This window comes from Yoonia sp., from assembly GCF_036007805.1.
In the GTDB taxonomy this organism is placed as follows: Bacteria; Pseudomonadota; Alphaproteobacteria; order Rhodobacterales; family Rhodobacteraceae; genus Yoonia.
Genome location: NZ_DASYOK010000151.1, coordinates 1 through 11,765, shown reverse-complemented (window position 1 = coordinate 11,765; position 11,765 = coordinate 1). Strand labels below are relative to the sequence as shown.

The following is an 11,765-nucleotide window of genomic DNA, read 5'->3' as shown; positions in this document are numbered from 1 at the left end:
CGCCGCACCATAGCCACCACCATAAAGGCCCGGCGGCGTCAGCACCTCGACATGATCCACTGGCAACTCGTCAATGAAACGCGACGGCATTGCCGATTGCCATTGGCCATAAACACGCCGGTTCGCGGCGAAAGACACAGTGCAAATTTCTTCAGCGCGGGTGATGCCGACATAGGCCAGACGTCGCTCTTCCTCGAGGCCTTTGACCCCGCTTTCGTCCATCGACCGTTGCGACGGAAACAAGCCGTCTTCCCAGCCCGGCAGAAACACGGCAGGGAATTCAAGTCCCTTGGCCGCGTGCAAGGTCATGATGCTCACCTTCTCGCCCTGCTCTTCGGTCTCGTTATCCATGATCAGGCTGACATGTTCGAGAAACCCTTGCAGGTTCTCGAAATTCTCCAAGGCCTTGACCAGTTCCTTGAGGTTCTCAAGCCGCCCCGGCGCTTCCGGCGTTTTGTCATTCTGCCAAAAACCCGTATAGCCGCTTTCATCCAATATCATCTCGGCCAATTCAACGTGGGTGTCCGCCTCGGCCCGCACCTGCGCGTGCCAACGATCCAGTGAACCCACCAAGAACGTGAGCTCTTTCAGACCCTTGCCACCCAAAAGCTTGCCCTGACAGACCAGCCGCGCACCCTCGACCAGCGACACACCATTGCTGCGCGCTGTGCGCTGGATCGTTTGGATGGCCTTGTCGCCCAGGCCACGTTTGGGTGTGTTCACGATCCGCTCGAACGCCAGATCATCCTCGGGGCTAACGGCAAGCCGGAAATAGGCCATTGCGTCCCTGATCTCCATTCGTTCATAGAAACGTGGCCCGCCGATCACGCGGTATGGCAGGCCAATGGTCAGGAACCGGTCTTCAAAGGCCCGCATCTGGTGGGACGCGCGCACCAAAATTGCCATACTATCAAGTCCCACAGGCGCCATGCCCCGCGTGCCGCGCTGCATCGCCTCAACCTCTTCACCGATCCAGCGCGCCTCTTCCTCACCATCCCAATGGCCGATCAAACGCAGTTTCTCGCCGTCAGGGCGCGACGTGAAAAGCGTTTTGCCCAACCGCCCCTTATTGGCCGCAATCACGCCAGACGCAGCGGCCAGAATATGCGGGGTCGAGCGGTAATTCTCCTCCAACCGCACGACATGCGCGCCGGGGAAATCCTTCTCGAAGCGCAGGATGTTGCCCACCTCGGCCCCGCGCCAGCCATAGATCGACTGATCATCATCCCCAACACAGCAGATGTTCTTATGCGAGGCCGCCAGCAGGCGCAGCCACATATATTGGGCGACGTTGGTATCCTGATACTCATCCACCAGAATATAGCGGAACCAGCGTTGGTATTGATCCAGCACGTCTTCGTGCTTTTGAAAGATCGTGACCATATGCAAAAGGATATCGCCGAAATCGACGGCGTTGAGATCCAGCAAACGGCGCTGATAGGCGGCGTATAGCTCTACGCCCTTATGATCAAAGGCCCCACTATCGGCAACAGGGACTTTATCGGGGGTCAACGCCTTGTTCTTCCAGCCATCAATGATCCCCGAAAGCATCCGCGCAGGCCAGCGTTTGTGATCAATGCCTGCAGCCTCGATCAGCTGCTTCATCAAACGGATCTGGTCGTCCGTGTCCAGAATGGTGAAATTCGACTTGAGGCCCACCAACTCGGCATGACGGCGCAACTGCTTGGCGCAAACCGAATGGAAAGTCCCCAACCAGGGCATCCCCTCGACCGCTTCGCCCATCAACCCGCCGATGCGCGATTTCATCTCGCGCGCGGCTTTGTTGGTAAAGGTCACCGCCAATATCTCATGCGGGCGCGCCGTGCCTGTGGCCAGAAGATGGGTGATGCGGGTGGTCAGCGCCTTGGTCTTGCCGGTGCCAGCGCCTGCCAGCATCAAGACAGGCCCGCTCAAGGTCTCGACCGCCTCGCGCTGCGCGGGGTTCAAACCGTCCAGATAGGCCGCATGCGGCCGCGCCATCGCACGCTGGCTCAGCGGCACAGCGGCGGCCTCAAAGGCATCATCTTCGGAAAAACTGCTCATCCCCCACACATAGCGCCAACCGGCACGGGTGAAAACCCTTGTTCTACTTCCGTTCTCATCGTTATTATTGGCCCAAAAATATCCCCGCCGGAGGCTCCGACCCATTGCCAAGCACACCTGAGCCGCAATAGCGTCAGCCAATGACATACCATAGCCGCTACCCCGCCATTTCCGATCTCAAGGCCCGCGCGCGCAGGCGAATCCCGCATTTCGTGTGGGAATACCTCGACAGCGCCACGGGGGTAGAGGCCACACAGAGACGTAACCGCACACAGTTGGATCAGGTGTTGTTCAACCCCTCGATCCTGCATGGCGAATTCAAACCGGATCTTTCGACAACCCTGCTAGGCCACACCCACCCGCTGCCGATTGGGATCGCCCCCGTCGGCATGTCGGGGCTCATCTGGCCCGGCGCGGAACAGATGCTTGCGCGCACGGCCGCCGCTGAAAATATCCCCTATGCGCTGTCCACTGTCGCCAGCCAACTGCCCGAAGACGTGGGACCCCATGCAGGCCCGCACGCATGGTTCCAGCTCTATCCGCCGCGTGATCCGGGTATCCGCGATGATCTTCTCAAACGCGCCCGTGACAGCGGCTTCACCGCCATCGTGCTGACGGTGGATGTGCCTGTGGCGTCGCGCCGTGAACGGCAGACCCGCGGGGGGCTGACACAACCGCCGAAACTGACGCCAAGGCTGGCAATGCAGGCGGCGCAATGTCCTGCGTGGTTGAATGGAATTCGCAAGACCGGCATGCCACGGCTGCGCCTGATGGAAAGCTATTCGGACGTTAAAGGCACCCTGCCCTCGAACGAACATGTGGGGTATCTTTTGCGCACCTCGCCCGATTGGGACTATTTCAAAGCGCTGCGCGATGCATGGGACGGGCCGCTGATCGTCAAAGGCGTCAGCCTGCCCGAGGATGCCGCGCGCCTGACAGCGCAAGGCGCCGATGTGATCTGGGTCAGCAACCACGCAGGCCGCCAGTTTGACGGCGGGCCTGCGACCATCGAGACCCTGCCGCAGGTCCGCGCGGCCACCGATTTGCCCGTGATCTTTGACAGCGGCATCGAAGGCGGTCTGGATGTCTTGCGCGCGCTCGCACTGGGCGCGGATTTTGTGATGCTGGGCCGGGCCTTCCATTATGGCGTGGCTGCCCTGGGTGAACCGGGGGCCGCCCATGTGCTGGATATCCTGCGTCAGGACATGATCAGCAATATGGGCCAGTTGGGCATACGTACACTTGCTGATCTGGCCGGTCGCCTGCGCAAGCCGCCGCAAATATCCTAGACGCGCCGCTTTTTGCAGCTTACCAATGCTGCAACTGCAAAAGGACGAATTATGGCCGACTTCAAGAAAATTCTCATCGCGAACCGTGGCGAAATTGCCATCCGCATTATGCGGGCCGCCAATGAAATGGGCAAGAAAACGGTCGCCGTCTTTGCCGAAGAAGACAAGCTGGGCCTGCACCGTTTCAAAGCCGATGAAGCCTACCGCATCGGCGCGGATCTTGGCCCCGTGGCGGCCTACCTGTCAATTGATGAGATTATCCGTGTCGCCAAAATGTCCGGTGCGGATGCGATCCATCCGGGCTATGGCCTTCTGTCCGAAAACCCCGATTTCGTCGATGCCTGCACCGCCAATGGCATCACCTTTATCGGGCCCAAGGCCGAAACCATGCGCCAGTTGGGTGACAAAGCCAGTGCGCGCCGCGTGGCGATTGAAGCTGGCGTACCCGTGATCCCCGCGACCGAAGTGCTGGGCGATGACATGAAAGCGATCAAGAAAGAGGCGGCCGAGGTTGGCTATCCCTTGATGCTCAAGGCATCCTGGGGCGGTGGCGGGCGGGGGATGCGCCCGATCATGTCGGAGGCCGAACTGGAAGAAAAAGTCCTTGAAGGCCGCCGCGAGGCCGAGGCCGCTTTTGGCAATGGCGAGGGTTACCTCGAAAAGATGATCATGCGCGCCCGCCACGTCGAGGTGCAGATCCTCGGCGACAGCCACGGCCAGATCTATCACCTGTGGGAACGGGATTGTTCGGTCCAGCGTCGCAACCAGAAGGTCGTGGAACGCGCCCCTGCGCCGTACCTCAGCGGCACCCAGCGTGAACAACTGTGCAATCTGGGCAAGAAAATCTGTCAGCACGTGAATTACGAATGTGCCGGTACGGTCGAATTCCTGATGGATATGGACAGCGGCGAATTCTACTTCATCGAGGTGAACCCCCGCGTGCAGGTTGAGCACACCGTGACCGAAGAGGTCACCGGCATCGACATCGTGCGTGCGCAAATCCTGATCGCGGAAGGTAAATCACTCGTCGAGGCGACAGGCTGTGCCAGCCAGTATGACGTCAAACTCGACGGTCACGCCCTGCAATGCCGTGTGACGACCGAGGACCCCCAGAACAACTTTATCCCCGATTACGGGCGCATTCAGATGTACCGGTCTGCCACGGGTCCGGGCATCCGTCTGGACGGGGGCACTGCCTATTCCGGTGCTGTGATCACGCGCTATTATGACAGCCTGCTGACCAAAGTCACCGCCCGCGCGCCCACGCCTGAGATGGCGATTGCGCGGATGGACCGTGCCTTGCGTGAATTCCGTATTCGCGGCGTGTCGACCAACATCGCTTTCGTGGAAAACCTGCTCAAGCACCCGACATTCCTGAACAATGAATATCACACCAAATTCATTGACGAGACGCCGGACCTTTTCAAATTCTCCAAACGTCGGGACCGTGCCACGAAAATTCTGACTTATATCGCGGATATCACCGTGAACGGGCACCCCGAAACCACAGGCCGCCCGCGTCCTGCCGCGGATGTGAAACCACCGCGCCCGCCAGTGAAACCGACCACCGACGTCACCCCCGGCACCCGCAATATTCTTGACGAATTCGGACCAGAGGCGGTCGCCGACTGGATGCGCGAGCAAAAGCAGCTTTTGATCACTGACACCACGATGCGCGACGGGCACCAGTCTTTGCTGGCCACGCGCATGCGCTCGATTGATATGATCAACGCAGCGCCCGCCTATGCCGCCAAAATGCATCAGCTTTTCAGCGTCGAATGCTGGGGCGGTGCGACCTTTGATGTGGCGTATCGTTTCTTGCAGGAATGTCCGTGGCAGCGCCTGCGCGATATCCGCGCGGTCATGCCCAATATCATGACACAGATGTTGCTGCGCGCCTCGAACGGCGTGGGCTACACCAACTACCCCGATAATGTGGTGCAAAGCTTTGTGGCGCAGGCGGCAAGTTCTGGTGTCGATGTGTTCCGCGTCTTCGACAGCCTGAACTGGGTTGAAAACATGCGCGTTGCGATGGATGCGGTGATCAAGGCAAATAAGGTTTGCGAAGGCACAATCTGTTACACTGGCGACCTGTTGGACCCGAACCGCGCGAAATACGACCTGAAATATTATGTCGGCATGGCCAAAGAACTGGAGGCCGCAGGCGCACATGTGTTGGGTCTGAAAGACATGGCGGGTTTGATGAAACCTGCGGCGGCAACCGCGCTGGTGAAGGCCCTGAAAGAAGAGACAGGCCTGCCGATCCACTTCCACACGCATGACACCTCGGGTGCAGCCATCGCAACCGTGCTTGCGGCCACTGCTGCGGGCGTGGATTGTGTGGATGCGGCGATGGACGCACTGTCAGGCAACACCTCGCAGCCGACCCTGGGCTCGATTGTCGAGGCGCTGCGCGGTGACGCCCGCGACACAGGCCTTGATATCGCGGCGATCCGCGAGATCAGCAACTACTTCGAACAGGTCCGCGCCCATTACACGGCGTTTGAAAGCGGACTACAAGCGCCGGCATCCGAGGTTTACCTGCACGAAATGCCCGGCGGCCAGTTCACCAACCTCAAAGCGCAGGCGCGGTCCTTGGGGCTTGAGGAACGCTGGCACGAGGTCGCACAGACCTATGCCGATGTGAACGCGATGTTCGGCGATATCGTGAAGGTTACGCCTTCGTCCAAAGTTGTGGGCGACATGGCCCTGATGATGGTCAGTCAGAACCTGACCCGCGCACAGGTTGAAGACCCTGATGTTGACGTGGTGTTCCCCGACAGCGTGGTCGACATGATGCACGGCGATCTGGGGCAACCACCGGGTGGGTGGCCTGCGGCAATCCAGAAGAAGATCCTCAAAGGCGAAAAACCGATTACGGACCGCCCTGGCAAGCACCTTGCCCCGGTCGATCTGGAAGCGGCGCGCGCCGACTTATCATCCCAGCTTGAAGGCAAAGCGGTGGATGACGAGGACCTGAACGGCTATCTGATGTATCCCAAGGTGTTCCTTGATTACATGGGCCGCCACCGGACCTATGGCCCCGTGCGCACTCTGCCGACCAAAACCTTCTTTTACGGGATGGAACCCGGTGAAGAGATCACAGCCGAGATCGACCCCGGCAAAACCCTCGAAATCCGTCTGCAAGCCGTGGCCGACATGAACGAGGACGGCGAGGTCAAAGTCTTCTTCGAGCTCAACGGGCAACCGCGCACCATCCGTGTCATGAACCGGCTTGCGGCATCAGAGAAAGTGTCGCGCCCCAAGGCCGAAAACGGCAACCCCAACCATATCGGCGCACCGATGCCGGGGGTTGTGGCAACTGTCGCGGCGGTCGTTGGCAAGAAAGTGAAACAGGGTGACCTGCTCTTGACCATCGAGGCGATGAAGATGGAAACGGGGATCCACGCCGAGCGCGATGCCGTTGTCAAAGCCGTGCATGTGCAGGCGGGCAGCCAGATTGATGCCAAAGACCTGTTGGTCGAGTTCGAGTAGTCAAAAAGCCATAGGGGTCAGTGCCAGACAGAGGTAAAGCATCGTGCAGAAACTCCTGTTTGTCACCGACCCGCACATTTGTGCGCCCGGACAGCGGATTATTGGCCTCGACCCGTCGCTGCGCCTTGCTGCCGTGCTTGATGCGGCGATACTTGCGCATCCTGATGCCGCAGCTTTGGTGCTTTTGGGTGACCTGACCCATCATGGACTGGCCGCGGAATATGAGGAATTGGACCGTATTCTGGGCGCAGTCACTGTCCCGATCATTCCCATGATCGGCAATCATGACAGACGCGACGCGTTTCTGGCCCGTTTCCCCGACGCGCCACAAACGCCGCAGGGTCATATCCAAACGTGGCGCGATATCGGTGATCATCGGGTTATCACAATGGATTCGCTTGATGGCCCGCCTTATCATCATGGCCAGCACGCTGGCTTGCTTTGCGATGACCGTTTGGCGTTCCTCGAAATGGCATTGGCCACCCGCGCAAATCGACACGCGATTGTCTGCATCCACCACCCGCCGTTTGACACGGGTGTCATCGGGATGGACCGGATCAAGCTGCGCAACGGGTCCGATGTTATTGATCTGCTGGCACGACACGGCAATCTGCACCTGATTTGCGGGCATTTGCATCAGACGGTTTCGGGCAACACCCGCGGCGTGCCATGGACCGTTTTCAAAAGCCCCTGCCACCAAGGGGTGGTGGAGCTGGTCGAACCGAGTTCAAGCCTTTCGACAGATGAGCCCGGAGCTTATGGATTGGGGCTGCTCAGTGCAGGTGGTCTTATTGTCCACAGCATCGACGTCGGCACCGGCGCGCGCGTGGTCGATGGGTATGACGCCACCAAATAGCCCTTGCCGCGCAGATACCGAAAAAACATCAATCGGTGCGATTTTGGTCTTGCAGAACTGCGCAACTCTTTATAGATCACGGTTCACGAAACGGATGCGGGCGTAGCTCAGGGGTAGAGCATAACCTTGCCAAGGTTAGGGTCGTGAGTTCGAATCTCATCGCCCGCTCCATTTCGAAACGCCAAAGGGCCGCAGCACTTGCTGCGGCCCTTTGGCGTTTCGTGGTGAACACATCCTGACACAACTAGCTGGCTTGTACGGCCGCAGGCGGTGGCGCTTGCAAAAAATGTGGCAGTGCTGTTTTGCGAAAGAGGGCCGCAACCTCAGCCGGCACAGGATCGTTTGTGTGCTGGAACACCACGCTTTCAGCCGCGCTTGCCATTTCGGACAAGGCCGGTGCCGCAATCGCAACATCGGCATAATCAGGCAACTCGCTGTCCCAGTCGTCGTGCTCTTGGGTCATTTCTGCGTGCAGCAAGAGCAACGGTTCCAGTTGTGGAGCCTCACACTGCGCCGGTTCTTCAAACACGTCTTCTTGCGCAACAATCGCAGGCAGGCGCATCGGCGCAATGACTGCGGACAGGGCCAGTTTTCCGATAATCTGCGGCGTTGTCTCATGCCCGACCAGCCCATAAAGGCTTGGGATCAGATCAAAAAGATCATCCGTTTGTTCCGCTGTCCGGTCTGTCACAAGGATCGCGCTGAGATGCGGGTTTCTCCGCTCGGCGGAAAGGGCGATCGCATGGGTCAACTGACCCTCGATGCGTTCATCCATCACCAGCAGATCAATCGTATCGAGCCGGATCAGCGCATGGGCCAGCGCCTGCGTATCAACCGACAGGATCTGGAACCCCTTGTCGATCAGCGCGTGGGCCGTGCAAAGGGATGCGGCGGCATCGTTGCGTAGTATGAGGGCTTTCATCGGATTCTCCTGATCAATGACTTTCAACGAGACCATACGAATCGAACTCTTAAATTTTGTTGAAAATGCCACAACAGAATGCGTCAGGCTTGGCCCCTGCCCCAGTTCCGCCTATAGAGCGGGGGAAACACCAAAGGACGCGATACCATGCGGACAGCTACTATCACCCGCCAAACGGCAGAAACCGATATTTCGGTGACGATCAACCTTGATGGGACAGGCGTGTATGACAACCTGACCGGCGTGGGCTTTTTCGACCACATGCTGGACCAGTTGTCGCGCCACGCGCTGATCGACATGACGATCCGCGCCAAAGGCGATCTGCACATTGACGATCACCACACGGTTGAGGATGTGGGCATCGCGCTGGGTCAGGCGCTGACGCAGGCCTTGGGCGACAAGCGCGGCATCCGCCGCTATGGCAGCTGCCACCTTGCGATGGATGACGCGCAGGTCCGCTGCGCGCTTGATCTGTCGGCGCGCCCGTACCTGATTTGCAACCTTGATCTGCCTTTTGGCAAAATTGGCACGTTCGACACCGAACTGGTGCGCGAGTTCTTTCAGGCGCTCAGCACACATGGCGGCATCACGCTGCACATCGACAAACTGCACGGTTTTAACGCCCACCACATCGCCGAGGCCGCGTTCAAAGCGGTCGCGCGCGCGCTGCGTGAGGCGGTGGAAACCGATCCGCGCAAAGCAGACGCCATTCCATCGACCAAGGGCAGCCTATGACAACTGCTCTGGTTGATTATGACAGCGGCAACCTGCACTCTGCGCAAAAAGCGTTCGAGCGTATGGCGGCCGAGGTCGGATCGGGTTCCATCATCGTGACCTCTGATCCGGATGTTGTCGCCAAGGCGGACCGGATCGTTCTGCCCGGGGATGGTGCCTTTCCGCATTGCCGGTCCGAACTCTTTGCGCGCAGCGGTTTGGCCGAGGCAATCGTCGAGGCCGTGACAACCCGTGCGCGCCCTTTCTTTGGCATTTGCGTAGGTATGCAGATGATGGCAACCACCGGCCATGAGTATGAACAAACCCCCGGTTTCGGTTGGGTCGCGGGTGATATCCGCAAGATCACGCCTGCTGATCCCAAGCTGAAGGTGCCGCATATGGGCTGGAACGATCTGGTGATCGACCATCCGCATCCGGTGCTGGAAGGCATTGAGACTGGTGACCATGCCTATTTCGTCCATTCCTTTGCGATGGATGTAACCCACCCGTCCGAGCGTCTGGCCCATGTCGACTATGGCGGTGACGTCACTGCGATCATCGGGCGTGACACCATGATCGGGACGCAGTTCCACCCCGAAAAAAGCCAAGAGGCAGGGTTGCGCATGATTGGCAACTTCCTACGTTGGCAACCCTGACGCAGATGGATCTGGCCTGCATTGTCGCCGACATCGGTGCGGAAATGGCCGCTGCCCCTGACCGTGGCGTGGTGGCGGATTATATCCCCGAACTTGGCGCGATTGATCCCGCGCATTTCGCCATGGCGATTGTGACAGCCGACGGCCAAGAGGTGCAGACGGGCGATGCGACAACGCCCTTTTCAATCCAGAGCATTTCCAAGGTCTTCACACTCGCACTCGCTTTGGGCCGCTTGGGCGACCAGCTGTGGGAGCGTGTGGGGCGTGAACCCTCTGGCCTTGCGTTCAATTCGATCCTGCAACTGGAATCCGAACGCGGCATACCCCGCAACCCCTTCATCAATGCAGGCGCTTTGGTCACAACCGATGCCATCCTTGCGGGCCACGCCCCGCGTGAGGCGTTGGGGGAAATCCTGCGCTTTATCCGCGCGGCGGCAGGCGACGATGATATCCACATCAACCCCGCAGTCGCGCAGTCCGAGCAGGACACAGGCGACCGCAATCTGGCGCTGGCACATTTCATGCGGGCCCATGGGAACATGAAAAATCCCCCTGCCCTGACCTGCGGGACCTATTTCCATCAATGCGCCATCGAGATGAGCTGTCTGCAACTGGCCCGCGCGGGGCGTTTCCTGATGGGCGGAACAGGCGCGCCAAACCTTGTCAGCCCCGAACGCGTCCGACGCCTGAACGCGCTGATGATGACCTGCGGGCATTATAACGGATCAGGCGAATTTGCCTTCCGCGTGGGTCTGCCGGGCAAAAGCGGTGTCGGCGGCGGTATTCTGGCCATCGTGCCGGGACGCGCGTCCATCGCAGTATGGTCCCCGGGGTTGGACCAGAACGGCAATTCCCAACTGGGGACTTTGGCGGTGGAACGGCTGGTTCACGCCACCGGATGGTCGGTTTTCAGCTGATACATTGAAAATGCCTTGCAGATGCGGCGCGGTGCTTGGCAAACATGGTGCAAGAACAAACGGATATAGAGGTTGAACGATGCAGAAACTGACACGCCGCGTCGTATGTGCCGGTGCAATTGCACTGCTTGCCGGTTGCGGCAGTAGACGCACCCCTCAAACCCAAGCACCGAGCCGCCAGGATATCCCGCTTTACCCCAACGAGACGCCGGAACTGCGCCGTCTGATCAACAAATACGCCGATGTGCACGGAATCCCTGTCACATTGCTGCACCGCGTGATCATTCGCGAAAGCACGCATAATCCTGCCGCCCGAAACGGCCCCTATTACGGTTTGATGCAAATTCACCCCCAAACAGCGCGCTCTATGGGCTATCGCGGGGCACCCGAGGGGCTGTTGGATGCGGAAACCAACCTGATCTACGCAGGGCGCTATTTGCGCGGGGCGTGGTTGGTTTCGGACAGGGACGAAGCAACAGCGGTCAACTGGTACGCGCGGGGCTATTACTATGAGGCCAAGCGGCGGGGTTTGCTGGAAGAGACAGGGTTGCGCTAGGATCGGCAGCTGATCGACGTGGGACAGATGAAGTGCTTTGGTCAAACGGAACGAACGGCGGCAGCGCCCAACCTTATGCCTGAACAAAAAAGCCCCCGCAAAGCAGGGGCTCTTCATCGTAGTAAAACGGCTTTTCTTTATCCCACACGCACCCAATTCTGGCTGGAACAGAGCAGTCCACCGGCGACACAGCCACGCAGACGCAGCGCGTTACCGTCAACATCCATTTTCCCGATGTAGATCCTGTCATTGGAGGGACGCCAAACCGACCCTTCATAGGCCCCGCCACCCTGTGGGACCATGTCGATCACCAGCGT

The 11,765-nt window shown here is 59.2% G+C and carries 10 protein-coding genes and 1 tRNA gene; 8 read left to right on the top strand and 3 right to left on the bottom strand.

Annotated features, from left to right (window positions below):
- The coding region (locus VGP75_RS08775; RefSeq protein WP_327543294.1) for an ATP-dependent helicase at window positions 1-2,043 on the bottom strand (2,043 nt) is incomplete at its 3' end.
- A gap of 140 nt (window positions 2,044-2,183) precedes the next feature.
- On the opposite strand from VGP75_RS08775, the gene VGP75_RS08770 reads away from it, so the two are divergent.
- From VGP75_RS08770 to VGP75_RS08755, 4 genes are all read left to right on the top strand, one after another.
- Window positions 2,184-3,332 carry an alpha-hydroxy acid oxidase gene (locus tag VGP75_RS08770; RefSeq protein WP_327543293.1) on the top strand — a complete coding sequence of 383 codons (1,149 nt, stop codon included), beginning with the start codon at window positions 2,184-2,186 and terminating at the stop codon, window positions 3,330-3,332.
- Window positions 3,333-3,383: 51 nt separating this feature from the next.
- A complete protein-coding gene (locus VGP75_RS08765; protein ID WP_327543292.1) occupies window positions 3,384-6,827 on the top strand; it encodes a pyruvate carboxylase in 3,444 nt (1,147 codons plus the stop codon).
- Window positions 6,828-6,870: 43 nt separating this feature from the next.
- On the top strand, window positions 6,871-7,683 hold the full coding sequence (locus VGP75_RS08760) for a metallophosphoesterase (protein WP_327543291.1): 813 nt from the start codon (window positions 6,871-6,873) through the stop codon (window positions 7,681-7,683).
- Window positions 7,684-7,779: 96 nt separating this feature from the next.
- Window positions 7,780-7,854, top strand: a tRNA-Gly gene (locus tag VGP75_RS08755).
- Window positions 7,855-7,927: 73 nt separating this feature from the next.
- Here the strand turns inward: VGP75_RS08755 and VGP75_RS08750 are convergent.
- Window positions 7,928-8,605, bottom strand: a complete 678-nt coding sequence (locus VGP75_RS08750) for an imidazoleglycerol-phosphate dehydratase (protein ID WP_327543290.1) — start codon at window positions 8,603-8,605, stop codon at window positions 7,928-7,930.
- 147 nt (window positions 8,606-8,752) lie between these two features.
- Between VGP75_RS08750 and hisB the strand changes: the two genes are divergently transcribed.
- From hisB to VGP75_RS08730, 4 genes are all read left to right on the top strand, one after another.
- Window positions 8,753-9,340: an imidazoleglycerol-phosphate dehydratase HisB gene (gene hisB / locus VGP75_RS08745; protein WP_327543289.1), complete on the top strand. Its 588-nt coding sequence runs from the start codon at window positions 8,753-8,755 to the stop codon at window positions 9,338-9,340.
- Window positions 9,337-9,975: an imidazole glycerol phosphate synthase subunit HisH gene (gene hisH / locus VGP75_RS08740; RefSeq protein WP_327543288.1), complete on the top strand. Its 639-nt coding sequence runs from the start codon at window positions 9,337-9,339 to the stop codon at window positions 9,973-9,975. The genes hisB and hisH overlap by 4 nt, the downstream gene beginning before the upstream one ends.
- Window positions 9,976-9,980: 5 nt before the next feature.
- Complete coding sequence (locus VGP75_RS08735) at window positions 9,981-10,892, top strand: glutaminase (protein WP_327543295.1); 912 nt, start codon at window positions 9,981-9,983, stop codon at window positions 10,890-10,892.
- A gap of 79 nt (window positions 10,893-10,971) precedes the next feature.
- A complete protein-coding gene (locus VGP75_RS08730; protein ID WP_327543287.1) occupies window positions 10,972-11,448 on the top strand; it encodes a transglycosylase SLT domain-containing protein in 477 nt (158 codons plus the stop codon).
- Window positions 11,449-11,585: 137 nt separating this feature from the next.
- Here VGP75_RS08730 and VGP75_RS08725 read toward each other — a convergent pair.
- The coding region (locus tag VGP75_RS08725) for a DUF2147 domain-containing protein (RefSeq protein WP_327543286.1) at window positions 11,586-11,765 on the bottom strand (180 nt) is incomplete at its 5' end.

Excerpts from the sequence above, each read along its gene's own strand:
- VGP75_RS08770 (WP_327543293.1), top strand. The coding sequence starts at position 2,184 with ATGACATACCATAGCCGCTACCCCGCCATTTCCGATCTCAAGGCCCGC.
- hisH (WP_327543288.1), top strand. The coding sequence starts at position 9,337 with ATGACAACTGCTCTGGTTGATTATGACAGCGGCAACCTGCACTCTGCG.
- VGP75_RS08735 (WP_327543295.1), top strand. The coding sequence starts at position 9,981 with ATGGATCTGGCCTGCATTGTCGCCGACATCGGTGCGGAAATGGCCGCT.
- hisB (WP_327543289.1), top strand. The coding sequence starts at position 8,753 with ATGCGGACAGCTACTATCACCCGCCAAACGGCAGAAACCGATATTTCG.
- VGP75_RS08750 (WP_327543290.1), bottom strand. The coding sequence starts at position 8,605 with ATGAAAGCCCTCATACTACGCAACGATGCCGCCGCATCCCTTTGCACG.
- VGP75_RS08765 (WP_327543292.1), top strand. The coding sequence starts at position 3,384 with ATGGCCGACTTCAAGAAAATTCTCATCGCGAACCGTGGCGAAATTGCC.
- VGP75_RS08730 (WP_327543287.1), top strand. The coding sequence starts at position 10,972 with ATGCAGAAACTGACACGCCGCGTCGTATGTGCCGGTGCAATTGCACTG.